This window comes from Vibrio amylolyticus (genome assembly GCF_023145695.1).
In the GTDB taxonomy this organism is placed as follows: Bacteria; Pseudomonadota; Gammaproteobacteria; order Enterobacterales; family Vibrionaceae; genus Vibrio; species Vibrio amylolyticus.
This window is the reverse complement of sequence record NZ_JAJHVV010000007.1, coordinates 264,999-287,242: the sequence shown is the minus strand read 5'-3', so window position 1 is coordinate 287,242 and position 22,244 is coordinate 264,999. Positions and strand designations below refer to the sequence as shown.

Here is a 22,244-nt window from a genome sequence, read left to right as displayed (position 1 = left end):
GCCAAAATCTATTTGTGCACGATTAACGGGGATTGCTTAAAAAAATCCAATGCCCTTTGTCTCGCATCCTTGTGAACAACGATAGGAGTACAATACAAATCCGCTTTACCCTTCAATTCTAGGTACTGATGAGGGAAGTGAATGTGTTTATTGGGCACCTCTTTAAGCTCTGGTAAATAGGTACGTATGAACTCGCCATTTGGATCAAATCTTTCGCTTTGCGTTATAGGGTTGAATATACGAAAGTAAGGTTGTGCGTCGCACCCGGTGCTTGCTGCCCACTGCCAACCACCGTTGTTCGCACTAAAGTCCCCATCAATGAGCTTTGACATAAAAAACTGCTCTCCCATCTTCCAGTCAATGAGCAGGTGCTTGGTGAGAAAGCTCGCAACCACCATTCTTAGTCGGTTATGCATCCAACCTGTTTGAACTAACTGTCTCATCGCTGCATCAACCAGGGGATAGCCCGTTCGTCCTTCGCACCAGGCTTGAAATAACTCGGGACTATGCGACCAAGGCAGCTGTTGGTATTTTTCTTGGAAGCTTGCCCCTTTGACCAACCTTGGGAAATGAAAGATGAGGTGTTTATAGAAATCTCGCCAAATCAATTCATTGAGCCAGCTGAAACTGGTCAGTTCATGATTAATAGTAAGCTCTGGTTCATTCTGCAACAGTGTCGATGCGATCAGTCTTGGACTCAATGCTCCAATCGCTAAATAGGGTGAAAGTTTGGATGTGCCATTAACGGCAGGAAAATCACGTAGCTTGCCGTAGGCGCGCAATTTATCGTCAATAAATTCAGGCCACGCCTCATTGAGGACGGTCAAGGACAAAGGCCAGTGTGAAGAGTCGGAAGTTGGGTAATCGAAGGTTATTTTCTCGAATACCGTATTTTCTATCGGACGGTTTTCAAGAGCCGCGCTCTCAAACTTGTTACTAAGAGAAGACGTGTCATCAACATGAGATTTCTGCTCTAGAACCTTGTTTATAGGTGACTCATTTGGATCTGCTAATCCAACCACATCAATACCAAATTGATGAACGTATTTTAGCCAGGCACGTTTAAAGGGGGTAAACACTTTGAACATTTGATCGTTCTGAGTAAGTAATCTTCCAACAGGCACAATGGTATCGCAATCAAATATCTTAAGGGTCAGCTTACCAGAGGCAATCTCAGTGTCCCGCTTACGCTCGTTGGCTTCTGGCTCGCTGTTTGCGAAAACAGTGTCGATTTTATGTTCTTGGCAGTACTGCTCTAAAATCTCTTGTTGCGAATTAAAATCGGTCGCCTTGAGGTGCACTAATTCGATACCGAGCTTGGCGAGCGGTTTAATGAGGCTGTTGAGATGTCGAGTGATAAAATCCGCTTGAATAGGCGATAAATGATGGCGCTTCCATTGCTTCGGGGTAGAAATGTAAACCGCTCTGGACGCGCCAGAGCGGATTGCTTCGTTTAGAGCAGGATTGTCGTGCAGTCGTAAATCTCGCCTAAGCCATAATAGTGTGCTCAATATCCATACCTCAATCTCAGTGACTTAGGGTGCGGGTTAATGTATACCTGTCGGTCCAAATACTCATTCGGGTAAGCGAGCATGTAGTGCTTAATCAACGTTAAAGGCACGAGCAGTGGCGTCAACCCTTTACGGTAAGACTCGATTTCCTGTGTTAACTCTTCTCGCCGCTGAGCACAAAGGTGCTTTTTAAAATAGCCTTGTAAGTGTTGCAGCGTATTGGTGTGACCTTTTCTGGTCGCCTTTATTGTCAAAGTTTCCATTAGCATTGCAATGTACTGTTTTTCGACTACATCAATCGGTTCTTTCGGGTCGGCGAGCAGTTTACCTAACGCTTTGTAACGTGCGATGTTGTGAGTCATCACCAAATATTTATGAGCGCTATGGAACTCTATGAGTTTGTGTAAGGTAATGCCTTCTTCCGCTAAATCTAACCACTTTTGGTAGGTGAAAATTCGCGTGATGAAGTTTTCGCGAATCACTTGATCGTTCAACCTCCCATTCTCTTCACAAGGCAGTAAAGGGTTGTTTTTCATAATTTGCTCAGCGAACAGGCCAATACCTTTACTAACTGAGCCCTTTCCATCTTCTTGGTAGACCTTAACGCGTTCCATGCCACAGCTTGGGCTTTTGGCACAAAAAATAAAGCCAGCCAACTGTGGATTAGATTGTGCGTGTGTTTGGCCAAACTGTGTCATGGCGTCGGTGACATCGCTTGAACCGTCAGGTCGAGACACCTTAATCACCTCATTAACTGAGATCTGACGAATGGTTGGTCTGGGCGTAGGCAATCCTACCGCCATTTCTGGACACACAGGCTTGAACTCCACAAAATCACTCAACTCGTCCATACAAAAAGATGAACGTTTGTGGCTTTTATCGTAGCGGACTTGCTGACCTGTTACACAGGCACTAATACCGATCTGTAGTTTATTTTTCATGGGAACCTCCTGCCGTAACTCAAATTTAATAAATGAGTTTGCCCAATGGGTTAAAAAGCTGACTGACGCCTTGAGTAAAGTGTAAAGCGTCACTGGAAACCGTGAGACAAACGCACCCTTCTTCGGTTTTTGGGGTATGAGTTTGTGACCCATCTAGCCAGATGAAATCCCCTGCTCTGTAAGTGTCCATTTCGTCTGTATAGCTGCCCTGTAGCAATAGCGTGATTTCAAAGCCTTTGTGTGTGTGGGGCGGCACATGCCCCCCTTCGGCAATGCGTAATAAACTGGTTCTTCGCTCATCATCATCGAGAGTAAGACGTGCTCGAGATACTTTTCCAATACCCTGCCACTCTTTAAGTCCAATAGAGCGAATCGCTGTTGGCAATGGCACTTTCGTACCGTTGTCATCAAGTTCAATGATTGGATTCGACAGGTGTCCAAGCTCTAGAGCAGGTAAATCGGTAATCGACTTAATAGCCAAAGTTTGCTGTTCGTTCATTGCAGAACCCGAAAAATTCGAATCATCAAGTGCCATAGCAATCTCTGCATCTAACTCTGATTCATCAAAAAACAACGCATCGTCTTCCATTTCAAAAGCAGATAACGCCGCTTTTTCTGTCAACTGTGCGACGATTTCTTGGCATTTACTGCACATTTCAACGTGACTGGCGACAATGACAGAAACAGACGAAACCAACTTTCCAGAGACGAACTCTTCGAGCAATGCTCGACTTGGGTGATGTTTAATCATGGTTTTGTTCTCCCATTTTCTGTCTAATTTTACTCAGTGCTAACCGTAATCGTGATTTGATGGTTCCTACAGGAACGCCTAACTGCTGAGCCAATTGCTCTTGAGATAAGTCTTGATAATAAACAGCTTTCAGCACAACACGCTGAGCGGTCGGTAGCTCGTCGACCAACTTTTGAATCTTTTCATTCATTAGGTGGTCACTGTCTTGTTGATACGTAGTGTCTCTTTCCACAGATGCTTGTTCTAGAGGCCAAATATCATCACCAAGGTTCTGAGCTGCATTATTCTTCATCTTTCTTTGATGATCGAAGCAGACATTTCTCATGACGGTATAGACCCAAGTGGTTGCTGCACCCTTGTCCTTATTGTAAAGGTGCGATTTTCTCCAAACATTGGCCATAGTGTCTTGAACGAGCTCGTTCGCCAAACTGTCATCTTTGAACTGCTTGATTCCAAAACGCTTAATTTTAGGAGCAAAAAACTCAAACAATTTCGTAAAGGCGTCTTTATCTTGGCTTTCTGCTACCTGAGATAAATAGACAGACAACACTTCATGAGCGCTCTTAATTGGTTGTATAATGGGGCTTCCTCCCACAGGTGGGTTGGTTATATCCTCATTTTGATGCATGTTCCTATGCCCCCGTAATGACTCACTAAATAACAATATCTACATACCAATACGGAGCGTGGAACGAAAAAGATCACTGCTTTGTTCTTTTTTTTTCAAATAAAGTCATTAACAGTTCATTGAGCTGTGCAAACCCTAGCTGGTGAATAAAGCCTTCTTTCTCATCAAGAGTGAGAGGGATAAGCTCGAGTAAACGAGCGGATACCCATTCAGCGTAGTTAAAGTGTTGAGTTTTATACAGTTCATTTATCTCTTTGTGTGCGTCAAATAACCCTTTGAGAGCATGAGAAAGCAAAGTGTAGTTGTGCGAGTCCATTCCTTTAGGAGTATTCATTTCTGCGTCGACGAGCTCTGAATCCGTTTTGGAAGCCTTATTAGTCGAGCAAGCATCAGACCAATGTCGCTTGGTTCTCGTTTGCGCCATTAATAATCCGTCTTTTTGGTGATACATATCTGACAGTGATACCAGTCGAATCGCCAAAACATCGACAATCAGAATACCGCTTTTCTCCAAATCAAAATCAACCACTTCCACGTGCACACCCCAATCGGGGACAAGAAATTGAGTGTTTTTTCTGAACATGCCAATAACGAAGCCACCTTGCTCTGTGGCTCGGGCTATCATCGATAGATACTTAGCTTCGAAAATTCTAAGCCGTTGTCGCCCTCCGCAAAGTAAGAAGATCGGCAGAGGAAACACTGGCAAGCCTTGAATGCCATAAGAATCATTCGGTTGTTCATTTTTAATTAAATTCGTATCGATCACATTCATTCCTAATCCATTGACATACTACCAATACGTTTCCGATTAAGAGTTCGATCACTACTATGACGGCGTCGATATAATATGAACCGATTCTCCTCCATCAAACAGTTTAAACATTAACCTAGACTTAATTTTCCCGACCCTGTTCATCGACAAGATTTAAGCTTTAGCTTCGGTATTTTTTCCCTTTTAGAAATAAAGGTCTGCATTAAGCTCGCCACAACAATTAGCACAACACCAAGGACTTTCTCTTGGGTCACTTCAGCATCAAAAAACGTTAATTGCCAAACGAGGGTAAACAGTAAATGCGTGAATATAAGCGGTGCGAGTTGAGAGTTACTTTCGGCCAGCTTATACGCCTTAGAACGAAAGATCTGATTGCTCATGGTAACCAAGGCTAATACCAATAAAGCTAACCAACTCACCCAGCTCTCTATTGGTGCTGCGAGAATAACTCTATCGGCATCGGATAATCCGTACCATAAACTGATAGGTAAGACGAGTAATGAGCTAAAGAGAAAGCTCCAACCATTAGTCGCACTTGCCGACATATCGCCTTTAGATGATCGGTATAAACTTAGCTGCGAGCCCGCATTGAACATTCCTGCCCCTAGTCCAATCAACATTTCCGGCTTAAAGTGAATAGAGCTTCCATCACTGGTCATCAATATCACCCCGATAAATGTCACCGTTAACGCAACTTTGACCACTCGCTTTATTGCGGTTCCAAAAAACAGTTTTTCAAGTACTGGAATAAATAACGGGCCAGTAGCAAAAAGGACCACACTTTCTACCAAGGTTAACTGGGTCAATGAGGTCAGAAAACAGATCTGACACCCCACCACACAAACCGATCTCGTGAGGATCGGTTTCATTAAGTTTTTCTTAGGCAGAACAATTTTGATGCTCGCCACCACGGATAACATCAACACCGCTGGAATGAATAACCGTAAGAACAGTAAAGTCAATAAACTAAACTCACTGGTCAAGAACTTAGCAACTAAACCCGTCAACGATAAGCTTAACGTTGAGCACAGCATAAGCAACGCAGCTTTATCTTCAGTCGGCATACAACTCTCCTTTGGTGCGTGTACCTTTATTGCGAGCAGTGTATGAAAGTGACGCACAACAAAAAAGCGAGTAATATTAACCAAACCTGTAAGTAAAACTTAACAGTCATCAACGAACAACTTTCACTGTGAGTAAGCTATGAAAACACTCGTTCCTCTTAAAGGCATCTACGCATTTGTCGCTGTTGCTGAAACGGGCAGCATGACCAACGCCGCCGACATGTTAAACGTAAGTCATTCAGCCGTTAGCCAAGCGATTAAAAGTTTAGAGAGCCAACTTGGCCTTGCACTGTTTAGGCGTGTTGGGAGGCAAGTGGAACTGAACGCTCAAGGTAAGCTTTACTACAAGAAGGTCGCCCCCGCACTCGAGCAGATTGTGGATGCATCTACATCAATTCAACAGCTTGACCACGAAAACCGAATCACGTTAAACATGGTTAACTCCTTAGCCATTCATTGGTGGATACCACGAGTTCAAGCATTCCAGCAACACGCTCCCAACCTAGATGTACGAGTCTCAAACCTCATTGGCGCATTCAACCTTGAACGAGAAAGTGTCGATGTGGCACTGATTCATGGCAATCAAACCGATTGGCTAGATTATCACTGTGAGAAGTTAGGCGATGATGAGCTGGTGATGGTGTGCCACCCGGACTTGGCTGACGAAGGTTCAACGGTCAAAGAGCTGCTGGATCGCTTTCCCGCTATTTTTGCTACCAATGATCGCCGTGATGGGGACTGGCAATATTGGTGTCAAGCGAATAAGGTGGCTAAGCCAAACCAGCATCGAAATTTGAGTTTTATCGCTTCTGTCCATGCCGTACAAGCGGCCTCTAGAAAGTTAGGACTGTTTGTTACCCATCGACAGTTCGTAAAGGATGAAATTAAGCATGGTATGTTGATCGACGTTGGTCTGTCAGTCATTCACCCAAAACAGAGTTTCTACTTTGCCTGCTTACCTGAAAAGCTCAAACAAGAGAGTGTGTTAGCACTGAGATCTTGGCTGCAAAGCGAGTTTGCAACCTGATGATGCGAAGAGAAGGTGGAAAGCCCTGAAAGAATAGTGCCACCCTAGAATCATCACTCATCTCTGATGCGCAACAACCTAAGAGTGGCGTCTAATGTCATTCAACACTGTCCATTATTGGCTCCTAGTCGAGACTAACGACTATTCATCATTAACGGACCCAATGACGGCTTGCATACCTACCAGAATGGCTTCACCACCATGAATCTTGGCATACGATTGTGCCTCTTCCATGGTTGAAAACCATCGTGCCGGATAGCCAATACCTTTGAGCTTAATACGCTCTGGGAGATATTTATCTGAAGAGACGATCTCTGATTCTAGTATCGCCTTAAACTCAGCCCAGCTTTTACAACCGTTCTCAATTGCGACGAGTTGCAACAAGTGTTTGCGCTGAATGATCGTCACGTCTTTTTGCAGTTCAGGTAATGACAACCCAACGAGCACACTATATTTTAGCAGTCGACGCAGAACAGGAAGCGAGCTGGAAAGCTGATCGGATTTGGTTGATTTGTGTAATAGTTTGGCTTCATAGAGCCATAATTCGACAAGATTTACTTGTTCAATACGCATAGTATTCTCCTATATCGAACCTACTCGCTATCGGTTTCAGAAGGTGCTCAGCGTATAAACTGAATAAATTGTAAGTGCAACAGAAGACGTTGCTGGTATTGGTACGTGCGCTTTTGCGAGGTAGGCGTCCAATCAGCCTGCGGGTAACTTAACACAGGAAAATCGCCTTGGCTAGCCTGCCTACATCTCACATTGTAGGCAGGCGGTTAATTATTAACTGACTTTGAATTTGCCAACAATCGTTGCGAGTTGTTGATTGTGTTGGCTGAGTTCAGTCACGCTCCTAACGCTTTCTAAGCCATTGTTATTAATGGTGTGAATTACCTTACCAATCGCGGTCATATTTCGACTCACTTCTTCTGAAACCTGGCTCTGCTCTTCCGCAGCAACGGATATTTCAGCCGATAAGTCACTGATTTTGTACACCGACGTATTCACCGCATCCAAGCAAGAAATTACATTACTGGTGTTCTCAGCGGTCTCGTGGCAACTGGATTTGGTGATGTCCATATTTGAGACCACTTTATCATTGGCTTGACGAAGCTTATTCAGCATCTCTTCAATTTCAGAGGTACTGTTTTGGGTTCTTGAAGCTAGGTTTCTCACTTCATCGGCCACCACGGCAAAGCCTCGACCTTGCTCTCCTGCCCTCGCCGCTTCAATGGCGGCATTGAGTGCAAGGAGATTAGTTTGAGCGGCTATCTCACCAATCACATGCAGTGAATCGGCAATCTGTTTGGTGTCATTACTCATCGCCATCACGGAATGAGACATGCTACCCACCTCTTCAACTAGTGAATTCACGCTATTCACCGCCACGTTCACCATATCTCTCGCTTCTGTCGCTTCCTGCGTAGCCTGAGTCGTTAGCTCTGCGGCTACTGCTGCATTTTGAGCAACCGAGCTTGTGGTTGCATTGATCTCTTCTACTGCAGTGACCACCAGCTCTGTCTCTTTCTGATGCTCGTCGAGTAAAGTTTGATTCGACTCTGCTCGAGCTTGCAACGTTTTAACCTCACTATTGGTTTGCTGCGTGAACTTAGATATATCAACCATCATGACCTGTAAGCTTTCTATAAACCGGTTCACGCCATCGGCTATCCAACCGAGATCACCTTTGGTTTTAACTGATAAACGCTGAGTCAAATCACCATCACCACTCGCAAGACCTATGATGATCTGTCGCAGTGAAACAATCGGCTTGAACGCGATATTAATGAGAACAACGCCTAATGGTGCAATCACCAATGAGGCGATAAACAGAGCTAAAGTAATTTGTCGGTTGATGGAAGAGACACTTTCTTGGATCACATTGCTATCAATATACCCAGTTAGTTCCCACTGATTTTCTTTTATTGAAAAGCTTGAAGGGATCTCCATAAAGTCACCAACTAACGCCCCAGAATTTAACTCACTTCCTGCAATATCACTCAAAGAAAAGTGAATACCTTGGCTTGAAAAATCATCAAAAAGGTTCTGCGTATGGGTTAAATCAATATAGAAAATGTCTCCAACACCGTGCTTTCTAGGAACGACAACGGTTAGCATCGGTTTTTCATCGTGAATAATGATATTACTCACCTTCACTTGCTCATTGGCGGTGGTTAACATCTCTTGAAATTGCACGGAACGCTCTTCATTTTCTACCGCGCCATCCTTCGAGAAAGCGATGCCCGGGGTGACTTTTACAACGTCATAAAAATTTGTTGTTTCTACGATTCGAGTAATATCCAGTAAACTAAATTGGAGATTTTCCGCCATGCTAATTTGCTGCTCAATATCCCCTTGAATCTTGTCTTTAATTAATGACATTTGAACATCAAGGTTCTTTGAATCCATCTCGTGTACAGACTTACCAATAAAATAATTCGCGCTTAAGTAAGAGGTAATAATAGTAATGGCGATAATCCCCATCACCAGTACATACATTTTGATTCGAAATGAAACATTCGTCAGCCAATTTAGCCACATGATCAGATCCTTATGCCGAGTGAAATTAGTCTTACTTATGAGAATCAATGTTAACATTATCGCAACATGATAATCTTAAGTAGCTCACAAAACAGACAAAGTACATAGACTCAGTGCACTTGCTTTCCTATCAAACTAAAAGAAAATAAGACATTAGTTTTATATAAATAAAGAGTTAGGCACTCTAAAGAAGACGGGTCGCTTGAATTTATGACATTCAAGATGGAGTAATAAAATGAGATTGATAAAACTTAGGTGTGACCGCTAGTTTCTTTTTAAACTGACGCTGGAAATGAGCTTGATCTGAAAAGCCGAGTTGTAAAGCAACAGAGGAAATATCCTGTCCAGACTTTAACAGCTTTTTGGAACGCTTAATTTTCTCATCCATCAAATACGCATGAGGAGGCAAACCGTATTGGTTTTTGAATGCCCTTAGCAGCTGGTAACGACTTAGGCCAACTTCGTCAGCAAGATCGTCTAATTGAACGGTGTGATCCATATTGTCTAGAAGCATTTCACGAACATGATGAAGATGAGGAGAAGTTTTCTCTCGTTTCCCACCATTCGAACCTTGACCTAAGCTAACTTCGATAAAATCGTAAAAGTACGCTTGAGCTTGTAACGGGATAGATTCACTTTGAAGCGCTTGAAATAAATTCTGGAATGTCGATGTAATATTGCCATCACGCTCTAAATCATGAAGAAAGGGAGTGTAATCAGCCATTGGCATTTTTCGCTCATAGCCCAATACCTCTTTTTGAAATTCACCCATTTTCAGAGTATCAACAAACAACATGCTGTATGACCATGTCCCCGCTTCTGGGTTACATGAGTGCACATCTGATGGGTTAATGGTGACGATATCTCCTGCGCCAATTTGATGTGTCGTTCCTCTATTCTGATAAGCCGCACGCCCTTGCTGGATCAAACCAAAAGAGAACTCGTCATGAGAATGAGCTTGATAACAAGCGCTGCTTCGATCGGCGACTCTAAGTTCCACCCAAGGGATAGATGTGCTTTGCTTAAAACTGGCGCTGTTATCTTTTTTCATTACTCATCCTTAAGTAAACTCCCCTTTAGCTATTTAAAGCTAGACCCAAATCATACCGACAGAAAGCCCAAGCATAACGGCCATCACTCTATTAAATTGGCGCTGCTTCACTGGATTTTCAAGCTTTCTGGCTAATATTTGCCCGATGATCGCCCAAACTCCAACACCAACAAAACAAATCACCAAAGAAACAGAGGTAAACAACCACAATGACGACTGCGGGTTGTCTTGCCCAATAACAAAGAGGCTTACCCCTGACATTGCCACTAACCATGCCTTGGGGTTTAATAATTGAGTAAGCGCACCAACCCACCAGCTCATGGTACTTTCTGATTCTGTCTCAATGCTAGTGACGGGGGCGGTAAAGATTTTGAACGCAAGGTATAAAAGAAACACGCTGCCCATAAACTGCATAGCCAGCTCAACTTTGGGCAACAACGTCGCCATTGTCTGCATAACGCTACCCGACAAAAACACCACTAGTGCATAAGCTAGCGATGCGCCGGTGACATGCTTCAACGCTTCTCTTATACCACTATTAATCGCAGTACTGGTCGCCAATAAATTAACAGGACCAGGAGTCACCGCGCCTACAAATGCAAACACCACCATGGCAAAAAACAGACTATTCATCATCGTTCTCCTTATTTACAGAGAAGATAAGCGATACAAGAAGAAGGGTATTGAACGATATTGCAGCTTTACAGTGTAAACCCTGATTTATCAAAGTACGTTTCGAATAAAAAACTATACACTTCTTTCGTTTCATCCGTTTTATTTCTCCCTTAAAATCGTCTCTCTGATGTACTCACTAATCCAAGCTGCCACTTTCCATGCTACTCTAGATAACTCATTCCACAATTTCATGATAGAACTATGTTACTTGAAGGCATTGAAACACTATTGGTTCTGGCCCAAGAAAAAACCATGAGCCGCACAGGAAGCCGACTCTATATCGGGCAGTCTGCCGTCAGTAAACGCATTGCAAATCTTGAAAAGAAGTTGGGGAAAAAGTTAATCGAGCCGGAAGGACGCCAGATTAAACTGACGTATGAAGCGTTAATGCTAATCGACAAGGTAGGCCCGAGCCTTCATGAATTACGAGGTTTAATTGCCGAAGAGCAGACGATAGAAGATCAGTCCATCATTCGTATTGATTGTTCTGAGACGTTAGTTGCAGGTTACTTAAGTGAGATACTTCCTAACCTCCTCAAACGTGACCCTTTTGTCACTATTACCACCAACCACACACCAAGAATTATTGAGCATGTTAAATCGGGTGACGCGCTAATCGGCCTATGCGCTGGACACCTAAATGCACGTATAGGTCTGCATGCAACACACCTCTTCAATGAACCATTTAAAGTGGTTAGTAAGTCACCACTTACCTCACCACCAGCGTGTTTAATTACCAATGATTTAAACAACCCCGCCAATACCTATCAGGCAGGGCTATTACAGCAGTCAGGAATCACACCCAGCATGCAGATGGATTCGTATACCGCGGCGGCACAATTGGCAATCCAAGGCGTATCGCCAGCATTGGTGCCTCTCTCTATTATCAAAACTCTGCACATCAGCCCATCGCTTTGTTTTGATTTTGAATTTTTAGCGTCTCTCACTCGCCCAGTTCATCTGGTATATCGCCCTTCTGCCCTTAAACTTTCACGCGTTAAAACAGTGATAGAAGCCATTGAGCATTTTGTGCCCAAAGTAGCTTTAGCGCCATAACCATAGACATAACAACAACCAATGGACGAATGTATTTCTTCCCCTTTGTTACCACCATTTTTGCGCCCATTCTGGCGCCAATAAATCCGCCGACTGCCATCACCAAGCCTATTTCCCAAATAGGCAAACCGGCTATAATAAAAAACAGAAGTGCGGCCAAATTGGAAGTGAAGTTAAGCACCTTAGTTCTTGCCGTTGCATGAACGATAGAGAGCTGGGCAATCGCTACGAAACAGATAGTGAAGATTGACCCTGTCCCCGGACCAAAGAAACCATCATAGAAACCGACACCAGTACCCACAGAGAACGCAAACATAGACTCAGAGAGTTTAGGTTTTCCACCACCCTCACCTGCTTGCGGTGCCATTAAGAAATACAGTGAAATACCAAGTAGAAGAATCGGGATAAGACTTGTGAGTACGCCTGCATCGATATGCTGAACGAGCTCAGCACCTATGGCCGAGCCAACGAACGTACAAAGAATCGCAAGGCGCATCTCTTTTAGATTGACGATGCCACTACGAACAAAATACCAAGAGGCGGAAAAGCTACCAAATGAGCTTTGTAGTTTATTGGTCGCTAAGGCTTGCGTTGGTGGAACACCCGCCGAAAGTAAAGCAGGTAAGGTTAACAGCCCACCACCACCTGCCATGGCGTCAATGAAACCTGCCAATCCTGCGACGAAAAAAAGCAGCGCTAAGACGTCAAAAGTAATGTCCATTTAATCTATTCACTAAAGAGTTATGCTGCAATCTTACTGGGGATGCATAAGAACACTAGCGAAAGAAAGGATTGAAACCTATTCCTATTTGGACTTGATTGGAGTTTATCGTCACGGTAACTTAACGCTTGTTGATGCACGACTGCTCATTTTTTTGGCTTCAATACCGACAAACAAACCATTTTCAATAATAATCAAAAGAACGCTTAGCAAAACCAAAAGCTAGCCATTTAGGTTGCTTATTATGTTCCGTCGAGACAATAGTCGTTTACGCTGTTATCTCCGACGCGCTTATTGCTGTTTTATCGTAAAGGATATTTTTATGCTGTCTGTTTTTGATATCTACAAAATTGGCGTTGGGCCTTCAAGCTCTCACACCAATGGCCCGATGATTGCGGGATACAACTTCACACAACTGCTTGGGGAAAACCTAAGTAAAGTGGTTCGTGTTCAAGTCGACCTTTACGGTTCACTGTCATTAACTGGAATTGGTCACCACACCGATCGTGCAACCATTCTTGGGCTGCTTGGCAACAGGCCTGATACCATTCGCATCACGTCAGCTAACCAAGCGATGCGCCATGCTATCGATAACGGTGAATTAACCCTTGCTGGCGAGTCAAAGATTCCGTTCAACTACAAAACCGATTTACTGTTTCATAAAGAGAACCTGCCTCTACATGAAAACGGCATGACGATCACCGCTTTGGATGCCGACAATAAGCAAGTGGCGTTTGAAACTTACTATTCTATTGGCGGTGGATTCATTGCCACAGAATCTGAGCTGACCAATGGCACGGGTGCAACAGAAACGGAGGTTGAATTCCCATTCAACAGCGCAGATACCATGCTCGAACAAGCCGATAAGAACGGACTGAGCCTAGGCGGTATGATCCTTCGCAATGAGCTCTCTTTTCTAGACCAAGACGCGATTGATGCGAAAGCCGATCAAATCTGGCGCGTAATGTCGAAATGTATGGAACGCGGCTTTGAAACGGAAGGCATTCTAGACGGTGGCCTAAACGTTACCCGTCGTGCCCCTAACTTGCTTAAAAAGCTGGAAGCGAACGAACTCATCGAAAACGATCCAATGGAAATTATGGATTGGATCAACCTCTTTGCCTTTGCAGTCAGTGAAGAAAATGCCGCTGGTGGGCAAGTGGTTACCTCACCAACCAATGGTGCAGCAGGAGTGATTCCAGCAGTATTAACTTACTACCATCGCTTTATTAAAGAGCTGGATGTGAAACAGCTGAAAGACTTCATCGCAGTTTCTGGCGCGATCGGTATTTTATACAAAACCAACGCCTCTATTTCTGGCGCTGAAGTTGGGTGTCAGGGTGAAGTTGGCGTATCTTCATCTATGGCAGCAGCGGGGTTAACGGCGCTACGTGGTGGCAGCAACGAGCAGATTTGTATTGCGGCTGAGATTGCGATGGAGCACTCACTGGGCATGACCTGTGACCCTATCGGTGGACTGGTTCAAGTACCGTGTATTGAGCGTAATGCGATGGGTGCTATGAAGGCGATCAATGCCTCTCGCATGGCACTAAAGAGAAACAGCAAATGTCTTATCTCATTAGACAAAGTCATTGAGACGATGTACCAAACGGGTAAAGACATGAACAAGAAATACCGTGAAACATCATTAGGCGGTCTGGCACTGATTCACATGGCACCACCTTGTGAGTAGATAAAATAAACCCCATTTATTGAAGTTCATAAATGGGGTTATATTTAGCTATTAGAATTGGCTTACTCTTGGTCTTCCTGACCACTAAACGACGCTTCAATTCGTGCTAACTCTTCTTTTTCTTTCAGACGCTTCTCTTCTTGAAGCTCTGCTTTTCTTACATTCATTGCCTTGCGCTCTGATTTCGTCAAAAACTTCACCGCTTTTTTGGTTGCAAGTGCGTAAGCAATAACGTCTTCACCTTTTTCTCTGCGCTCGCTCACTCGCTGTGAAAAGCGTTCATCATCACGTGCTTTGCGTTCTGCGGCGGTTAACTTGCTCATTTCTTATATCCTGTGTAATTCATCATTTTTAGATTTTCTGTGCTCAGTTGAAATGAGATGTATTGAACATTCATAGTGCTGATAAAAGGATTTTAGCATAATTGCTTTCACGACATGCGCTGCAATTGATACTGACCACAACAGCAGGTTCTTTTTAAACCTACACAATCACACTCTATAATCACTAAAGCTGTAGGGGTTGTTGATCTTTCGAGCCGATTTTTGCAGCAACTTATTGGTTATCGCTTCTCGTAAGCCAAAGATCAAGCAGAGTCGTGTTTGATGTTAAAGAGTAGTGAGGAAGAGATCACGCCGTTAATAGCTAGAAGTACGATTGTATTCAATTAAAGGCGAACCAATTGAATAACGTTTCTATGTCGATAAACTCAGGAAATGATCCCCTATAACTCCCAAGCTTGACCACATCTAGCAAGGTGTTTATATTGTCGTCGCCCGATGGGCACACCCTAAAATTCACACTCGCTATCCTGCCATCACTCGTGCATTTATATTGGTGTTTAGAACCTCTATGCTAACTAAACTTCGTCCTTTTACTCGTGAATCGGGGGCTTTAATGCACCTGTCGATTCCAATCATTCTGACTCAAATTGCTACCCAAGCTATGGGGTTTGTCGATACGACAATGGCTGGCCAGGTGAGCTCTGCCGATCTCGCCGCCATTGCGCTCGGGACCAGTCTTTGGATTCCGGTGCTTCTGTTACTCCGTGGCATTATCATGGCACTAACTCCCGTCGTGGCTTACTACCGTGGAGCTCGAGATTTTGAAAGTATCTCTGTTGAATTCTTCCAAATGGTTTGGCTAGCACTTTTTTCCAGTGTCTTACTCATCGCCTATCTTATTAGTGCCAAGCCAATATTGGAATTGATTGGGGTTGCCTCTGAAATTATTCCGATAGCCAGTGATTATGCCTTTGCATTAGCCTTTGGCGTGCCGGGAATTGCCCTCTTCTATACCTTAAATGGCTTCTGTGAAGGGATGAACAATACCAAAGTTCCGATGATCATTTCTGTGATTGGCTTGCTCATTAACATTCCCGTCAATTACGCTCTTATCTACGGCAAGTTCGGTTTTCCTGAAATGGGCGCTGTCGGTTGTGGATGGGCAACGAGTTTGGTTTATTGGTTGATGTCTGGAATGCTGTATTCCTATATCAAAGGTCATCACCATTACAAAAGCATCATTCGTTTTACAAACTTAAAGCCAAGAGCAAAAGAGATGCTACATCTACTGAGGATCGGCCTACCTATCGGAATGAACATTGCTGTTTGTGGCAGTATCTTTTCGGCAATCGCACTGATGATTGGCCGAATAGGGGCTGAAAACGTCGCCGCAGCGCAGATAGCACTCAACATCTCAAGCATGACTTACGTGATTCCGATGAGTATCTCATTTGGCATTACCATTCGTGTTGGGCATGCGTTAGGTGAAAAAGACGAACTGGGGGCGATTGAGCGCAGTAAAATCGGCATTCTGGTTGCAGGGCTGATATCGATGCTTTCTGTTACTACTTTCCTGCTGTTCCCTGAATGGATCATTCGACTTTACACCACCGACCCTGCCATTAGCGCGACGGCTGCGACACTATTGCTATTTACCGCTATGTATCAATTCAGTGACGCCCTACAAACTTCAGCTAATGGTGCTTTGCGTGGGTATAAAGATACAAAAGTTCCTATGTTCTTGGCGATTGCATCGTATTGGGGGTTAGCATTACCACTTGGAATGGTATTAGGGCTGACGGATTACATTGTCCCAGCGATGGGGGAAGAAGGCTTTTGGATCGGAATCCTAACGGGATTGTCGGTTGCCGCTGTGCTTATGCTGCTTAGGTTGCGCTTTATCATTAAGAGCCGTTCATCACACGCTTTCTCATCTTCGATGCTATCAATAAACTAGGAAAAATCTACCTTTCAAGGCTAAATATTTGTTCTTCTTTAGCGACAGGTCCGCGTTAGAAAGCGTAGAATCTGTCGCTAAAGATTAGAATGGATCGCATCGTGATAACGGTAACTATAGCGACAATTATTGTGGAAGCTAAAGCAACTTCTTACGTGTGGGCAAAAACACCTCTCCAAGCATACAGCGCACGCTACCACCACCAATAGACTCAATAGTAGTGACATCAAATGGCAAGAGTTTTCCATGAGTGGATAACTGAGCTAATTGAGCGGGAGAAAACGCATCGTAGGCCGATTGAGACATCGCAATAACCTTATTGCCGTTAACCGTTTCTAGCTGAAGGATATTGCCGCAGAATTGATTCATCTGCTCAACAGAAATCGAAATGACCTGCTTGCTTTTCGACAACGACTTAATAACAAATCGACGTTCAAATTCTGGAATCACTTCATCACAAATCACACTGAAGCTTTCGCCAACGGCCATCATTACATTGGTATGGTAAACGGGATGCCCTGACTCTAGTGCGGTTTGAAATGAGATTACGCGGTGATAGCCAATACGCTTTGCGTACTCTTCCAGCACTTCTCGATCGCAACGCTGTGACAATGCTGCATAGATGGTGCGATTCACATGGTCTTTCACCATCACGCCAGTACTTTCAAGATATGCATTCTGCTCAGCATACTCTTGCAGAGAGTCTATTTTCTCTACATTGCGACCAGACGCATTAAGAGAAGCAATGAGCTCATCCGCTCTGACTTCATGTCTGCGGTTTTCACACGCCATTGGAAAGGTGTAGAGCTCACCTTCTGTCGTGGTGGAAAACCAATTATTCGGAAATACAGCGTCTGGTGTTGGCTTTTCTGACAATGTGTAATCAAAATCGACAACTTGAACACCCTCAGCACGCAACCCTTGCACCATTGAGCCATATTCGCTCATGACGTGTTGATGAACTTGCTCTTGTGTCAATTCTGATTGTTGCTGAAATTCATTGTCTACAGCTGTCTCTGGATTAAATGAGAACTCTTTTGGCGACACCATCACTACGCAGTTCGCATTTTGAGTGTTTACATTACGGGAAATTGAAATCTGGTTAGGTACAGCCTTCGGCTTTTTATTTTGCAACATCGTCTTGGCTCTTTATAACTCTATTTAACGTATGACTTGCAATTGTAAACACATTGTTAAGATTGGATTTACTGAAGTTACTAATAAATCAATCAATAAAAGATAATAATCACTGCCAAATCCTAATTTCACAGTAAAATTTACTGTCGCAAATTCGATAAACATCACTCTAATCCATTAGAGGTAAGCCATGCGTCACAACATATTGATGACATTTCATATCCAATCGTTATAACATGACTAAGCCTCATTTTTTATCTTGGGTAATTAGAATAGACCGATTATTACACCAAGAAGCGGCATAATATTAGGATGATTTATGTTCAAGAAGTTTGAAAGTTTTACCAAGCCTTTCCCTGATGAAGAGCCTAGCCAACCGCCTAAGGGGATCTTTGCTTTTTGTCGTTATTATACTCGTGGATTTGAGATCCCACTGATCATCATGTCCATCATGTCGACCATCGTTGCAATTGTTGAGGTGTCACTCTTCGGCGCAATGGGACAACTGGTTGATTGGCTTTCCACCAGTAACCCAGAGACATTCTGGCAAGATAATAGCAGTACATTGATAGGCTACAGCATACTGCTTCTGGTTGTTATGCCTGTGCTTGTTGTGGCTTATTCTCTATTGATTCACCAGACGCTGTTGGGTAACTATCCAATGTCGATTCGCTGGTTAGCGCACCGTTACTTACTCAAGCAGAGCCTCAACTTCTATCAAGATGACTTTGCAGGAAGAATCGCTACAAAAGTCATGCAAACCTCGCTAGCGGTACGTGAAACCGTCATGAAATCAATGGACGTGTTTGTCTATGTTTCGGTCTATTTTACCTCTATTGTCGTCCTGCTTGCGTATGCAGACTGGCGCTTGATGATACCTATGGTGATCTGGCTAGCGTGTTATGTGGGTATACAACTCTATTTTGTACCAAGGCTAAAGAAGATCGCTGCCGAGCAAGCCGATGCGCGTTCAACCATGACCGGACGTATTGTTGATAGCTATACCAATATCGCAACCGTTAAGCTGTTCTCTCACAGCAAACGAGAAACGGAGTATGCGGAAGAAGGCATGCAAGGTTTTCTGGGGACTGTCTATAAGCAGATGCGCCTTGTCACTGGCTTTGATGTGTTGGTTGAGATCACAAACTATGTGCTAGTCTTTTCTGTCGCGGCACTGTCTATATTCCTATGGATGGATGGTTCAATCACCGTCGGCGCGATTGCCATCGCAATCAGTTTGGCACTGCGTATCAACGGTATGTCAATGTGGATAATGTGGGAAGTTAGCTCTCTGTTTGAAAACATGGGCACCGTAGTTGATGGCATGAAAACGCTGGCTAAACCGGTTGATATCCAAGATAAACCAGATGCAAAACCTTTAGTTGTACCAAATGGCGGTATCAGCTTTGAAGATGTGAGCTTTCACTATGGTGAGAATAAAGGCGTTATTAGCAACCTTAACCTCAACATAAAACCAGGTGAGAAGGTTGGTCTTGTTGGGCGCTCTGGTGCAGGTAAATCCACGCTAGTGAACCTGCTATTGCGTTTCCACGACGTAGAAAGTGGCAAGATAAAGATCGATGGCCAAGTGATTTCAGACATCACTCAAGATTCACTGCGTAGCAACATTGGCATGGTGACACAAGATACCTCATTGTTGCACCGTTCAATTCGTGACAACATCTTATACGGCAATCCAGATGCTAGTGAAGAGGATTTGATTAAAGCAACCAAGCAAGCTCATGCTGATGAATTTATTCAAGACCTAACTGATCCGTTTGGTAATAAAGGCTACGATGCTCAAGTCGGTGAACGAGGCGTTAAGCTTTCTGGTGGTCAACGTCAGCGTGTTGCGATTTCACGAGTACTACTGAAAGACGCACCGCTATTGGTACTTGATGAAGCGACCTCCGCACTCGACTCTGAAGTTGAAGCGGCCATTCAAGAGAGCTTAAATGAACTCATGAAAGGAAAAACCGTTATTGCTATTGCGCACCGTTTATCAACGATTGCCGCGATGGATCGCTTGATCGTTCTTGATCAAGGTAATGTTGTTGAGCAAGGTACTCACCAAGAGCTAATAAACCAACAAGGGATATACGCTCAGCTGTGGGCACATCAAACGGGTGGCTTCATTGGCAAGGAAGAGTAATACAATCAATAATTTACAATAAAAAGTAGGGAGCGATACGCTCCCTATTTCTTTACGTGCTTACAATGAATTCAATGTTTGAATACAAATTTAAGTTCTATTTTCCTAACCAATAAGTCAAAAAAAACCTGAAAACATCACACTATTGAAGCCAGATCTTACTATTGTTACCAAATAATGTGAGTTTGATCGTGGCGAACTTTGTCATTCGGAGCTAAATTAATTATGAACTCTAATGAAGATAGAGAAATGGCTTTGCTCAGTGAAGAGCACCCTGTTGTATAAAGTGAGGGATATAATGAAAAAAACAAGAAGAGCACAACTGCATCGTGTCAGAATTCAATATTGGAAAGACACCAATAAAGATGCAAAGAAGCCGTAAACTGGCTTACCAAAAATGTTTAACCAAAAAAGAAGCTGGCTTATTGCCAGCTTTAATATTTTTTAGACCTTAGCTATTGACCTCAATCATCCCTATAGCTCGGCAACCGCTTCATCACCCATCATCGAAACACAATCAATTTTGTACTGATTAAATGAAAATACACTTGGCCCGTGGCTGCGCTTAGTGATCACTTTCTCTTCACCGTATTGCACGGTGACATGTGAATACACCTTGCTCTTCACTTCAACCGTATTCGTTGCCAGCAACGCATCAAACTCTTCCTTGCATGAATCGACAGCAAGCTTGGCATTTTCTAATTTGGTATTGGCCTGAAGTTTAAACTCTTCCAGTTCCGATTCTTGCTCTTGAGTGCGCTCTGATTTGGGTATCTTCTTAAACTCCAACTCGCGCCTAATGATTTCCATTGTTGCCTCTTGAGCAAGCTTATAACGAGCCTTGAGCTTAGATATTCGCTCTTTAAACATAGGAAATTTGGCGAAGCCTTCAACATGAGTCGCTGTATCACCTTCAACTCCTAGATTGATGCATGTGATCTTACCGCCCACTTTAGAAGTACCACCACTGAGCGTGCCCTGCCTTCCAGCACTGTCGCTCACATGCAAATCTTTACCGCACCGAAGTGTATTATTCAAACAATGGACAGATAAGTAGATATCGTCAGCGGCTTGAAGCTCTGAAAATTGGGCATAGTTCGCTCGAATCAAGCCTCCTGATTTAACAACACATGTCTTACTATCACCTTCTGACGTTGTATGGCCGATAATCCCTTTAGCCACTTCTATGTCACCTTGAGCCTGGACATCAGCGCTCTCAATGAAACCACCAACGGTAATTGAACCTGTCGCCCTTACCATCATATCGGACTCAATATTGCCCGTAACGACAATAGAACCTTTAAATTTAATATGACCTGTTGCGACACCAATATTGCTTAGGCAAAGCGCATTATCTACATCAACGGTTTTTTCCTTCAAAATCGGCATGCCAGAAAAGCTGGCAAGCAATAGATTAGGGTTAGTAGGAGAGATGTGTGAGCCCTTACCCGCGGAAAGTGCTTTATCATTCCCAGGTTTTGGTGGGATAACTTTTCCTTGAACGGTAATACCGGCCTTCCCTTTCGTTGCTGGGATACGCTTCATTAAGGGCTGCCCTTCATCAACCGTGATCGTTTCACCGAGATCAAGCATATCGACTTTATCATCTTCGCTACGGGCTTGCGGGGAGAGCACTTGGCTAGAGACATCTTGGACCAACGGGACAAACTTGGCGTCTTTCCCTTGAATTTGATTGACACCTTTTGCCACTATTTGAGTAAACTTTTCACCCGCTTTAAGTTGATTACTCACCACTAGCACTTTCTTTAAAGCGAGCTTATTTATTCCTTTGGTTATGTGAGCCTGTGACAAGCAGTGTACAATTTCATTTCCTCTCAGCCCTCGCCCACCAAAAGCGCCAGTCACCGTGATACTGGCTAACATATCGTGTTCAGACAGCTCAGCAGTGGCAACAGCGTTACGAATTTCGGCAATCATAATGCCGTCATACGCGTCCTTTTTTTGATCCTTTGCGCGAGAAATAAATCGCAAGACATTTTCTTCAATAACACACAGGTGCCCCGCTTCGATATTGGCTAAGGCTTCTTCCAGCCCTCTTATATCGAAGTTATTGTCGACAGTAATATCCGTCGTTAATCGAGCAACGACTTGCTGTTCATCATCTGAAAAAGAGATGAAATTCTTCCACATACAACGTACCTATTGAAGGAATGCAACTATTTACGTCAGTCTATACAATTTATTTTAGGTGAAAAATACATCATTCTCAAAACTAAGGCATATATCACTAAGGTGATATATATTCCAAGAATTATACCT

The 22,244-nt window shown here is 43.6% G+C and carries 19 protein-coding genes; 5 read left to right on the top strand and 14 right to left on the bottom strand.

Features of this window, described 5'->3' with window-relative positions; all coding sequences use genetic code 11:
* Window positions 1-8 precede the first annotated feature (8 nt).
* From phrB to KP803_RS13100, 6 genes are all read right to left on the bottom strand, one after another.
* A complete protein-coding gene (gene phrB, locus KP803_RS13125; RefSeq protein WP_248009287.1) occupies window positions 9-1,511 on the bottom strand; it encodes a deoxyribodipyrimidine photo-lyase in 1,503 nt (500 codons plus the stop codon).
* A complete protein-coding gene (locus tag KP803_RS13120; RefSeq protein ID WP_248009286.1) occupies window positions 1,508-2,452 on the bottom strand; it encodes a YbgA family protein in 945 nt (314 codons plus the stop codon). The genes phrB and KP803_RS13120 overlap by 4 nt, the downstream gene beginning before the upstream one ends.
* Window positions 2,453-2,477: 25 nt before the next feature.
* Complete coding sequence (locus KP803_RS13115) at window positions 2,478-3,203, bottom strand: ChrR family anti-sigma-E factor (RefSeq protein WP_248009285.1); 726 nt, start codon at window positions 3,201-3,203, stop codon at window positions 2,478-2,480.
* Entirely contained in the window at window positions 3,196-3,831 is a 636-nt protein-coding gene (locus tag KP803_RS13110) for a sigma-70 family RNA polymerase sigma factor (protein ID WP_248009284.1), read from the bottom strand. Before KP803_RS13110 ends, KP803_RS13115 begins: the two co-directional genes overlap by 8 nt.
* 73 nt (window positions 3,832-3,904) lie before the next feature.
* Window positions 3,905-4,603: a hypothetical protein gene (locus tag KP803_RS13105; protein WP_248009283.1), complete on the bottom strand. Its 699-nt coding sequence runs from the start codon at window positions 4,601-4,603 to the stop codon at window positions 3,905-3,907.
* 140 nt (window positions 4,604-4,743) lie between these two features.
* Window positions 4,744-5,667, bottom strand: coding sequence for a DMT family transporter (locus tag KP803_RS13100; RefSeq protein WP_248009282.1), 924 nt, complete (start codon window positions 5,665-5,667; stop codon window positions 4,744-4,746).
* Window positions 5,668-5,806: 139 nt separating this feature from the next.
* On the opposite strand from KP803_RS13100, the gene KP803_RS13095 reads away from it, so the two are divergent.
* On the top strand, window positions 5,807-6,694 hold the full coding sequence (locus KP803_RS13095) for a LysR substrate-binding domain-containing protein (protein WP_248009281.1): 888 nt from the start codon (window positions 5,807-5,809) through the stop codon (window positions 6,692-6,694).
* A gap of 141 nt (window positions 6,695-6,835) precedes the next feature.
* On the opposite strand, the gene KP803_RS13090 is transcribed toward KP803_RS13095, so the two are convergent.
* The 4 genes from KP803_RS13090 to KP803_RS13075 all read right to left on the bottom strand — a co-directional run bounded on the left by KP803_RS13090 (window position 6,836) and on the right by KP803_RS13075 (window position 10,922).
* Window positions 6,836-7,267 (bottom strand): hypothetical protein, encoded by a 432-nt coding sequence (locus KP803_RS13090; protein WP_248009280.1) that lies wholly within the window; start codon window positions 7,265-7,267, stop codon window positions 6,836-6,838.
* 213 nt (window positions 7,268-7,480) lie between these two features.
* Window positions 7,481-9,238 (bottom strand): methyl-accepting chemotaxis protein, encoded by a 1,758-nt coding sequence (locus KP803_RS13085; protein WP_248009279.1) that lies wholly within the window; start codon window positions 9,236-9,238, stop codon window positions 7,481-7,483.
* Window positions 9,239-9,455: 217 nt separating this feature from the next.
* A complete protein-coding gene (locus KP803_RS13080) occupies window positions 9,456-10,289 on the bottom strand; it encodes an AraC family transcriptional regulator (RefSeq protein WP_248009278.1) in 834 nt (277 codons plus the stop codon).
* Window positions 10,290-10,328: 39 nt separating this feature from the next.
* Window positions 10,329-10,922: a LysE family translocator gene (locus KP803_RS13075; protein WP_248009277.1), complete on the bottom strand. Its 594-nt coding sequence runs from the start codon at window positions 10,920-10,922 to the stop codon at window positions 10,329-10,331.
* A 243-nt stretch (window positions 10,923-11,165) separates the two neighbouring features.
* Here KP803_RS13075 and KP803_RS13070 point away from each other — a divergent pair, with 243 nt between their 5' ends.
* Complete coding sequence (locus tag KP803_RS13070; protein WP_248009276.1) at window positions 11,166-12,020, top strand: LysR family transcriptional regulator; 855 nt, start codon at window positions 11,166-11,168, stop codon at window positions 12,018-12,020.
* Here the strand turns inward: KP803_RS13070 and KP803_RS13065 are convergent.
* Complete coding sequence (locus KP803_RS13065) at window positions 11,962-12,741, bottom strand: TSUP family transporter (RefSeq protein ID WP_248009275.1); 780 nt, start codon at window positions 12,739-12,741, stop codon at window positions 11,962-11,964. The two genes, KP803_RS13070 and KP803_RS13065, sit on opposite strands and share 59 nt — an antisense overlap.
* A gap of 322 nt (window positions 12,742-13,063) precedes the next feature.
* Between KP803_RS13065 and KP803_RS13060 the strand changes: the two genes are divergently transcribed.
* Entirely contained in the window at window positions 13,064-14,434 is a 1,371-nt protein-coding gene (locus KP803_RS13060) for an L-serine ammonia-lyase (RefSeq protein WP_248009274.1), read from the top strand.
* 62 nt (window positions 14,435-14,496) lie between these two features.
* Here the strand turns inward: KP803_RS13060 and KP803_RS13055 are convergent, their stop codons facing one another.
* Window positions 14,497-14,757: a DNA polymerase III subunit epsilon gene (locus KP803_RS13055; protein WP_248009273.1), complete on the bottom strand. Its 261-nt coding sequence runs from the start codon at window positions 14,755-14,757 to the stop codon at window positions 14,497-14,499.
* A 529-nt stretch (window positions 14,758-15,286) separates the two neighbouring features.
* Here KP803_RS13055 and KP803_RS13050 point away from each other — a divergent pair.
* Window positions 15,287-16,675 carry an MATE family efflux transporter gene (locus KP803_RS13050; protein WP_248009272.1) on the top strand — a complete coding sequence of 463 codons (1,389 nt, stop codon included), beginning with the start codon at window positions 15,287-15,289 and terminating at the stop codon, window positions 16,673-16,675.
* Between the two features lie 138 nt (window positions 16,676-16,813).
* Here the strand turns inward: KP803_RS13050 and KP803_RS13045 are convergent, their stop codons facing one another.
* Window positions 16,814-17,812, bottom strand: a complete 999-nt coding sequence (locus KP803_RS13045) for an arginine deiminase-related protein (protein ID WP_248009271.1) — start codon at window positions 17,810-17,812, stop codon at window positions 16,814-16,816.
* 319 nt (window positions 17,813-18,131) lie between these two features.
* Between KP803_RS13045 and KP803_RS13040 the strand changes: the two genes are divergently transcribed.
* On the top strand, window positions 18,132-19,964 hold the full coding sequence (locus KP803_RS13040; RefSeq protein WP_248009270.1) for an ABC transporter ATP-binding protein: 1,833 nt from the start codon (window positions 18,132-18,134) through the stop codon (window positions 19,962-19,964).
* 474 nt (window positions 19,965-20,438) lie between these two features.
* On the opposite strand, the gene KP803_RS13035 is transcribed toward KP803_RS13040, so the two are convergent.
* On the bottom strand, window positions 20,439-22,115 hold the full coding sequence (locus KP803_RS13035; protein WP_248009269.1) for a flagellar assembly protein A: 1,677 nt from the start codon (window positions 22,113-22,115) through the stop codon (window positions 20,439-20,441).
* Window positions 22,116-22,244: the final 129 nt, after the last annotated feature.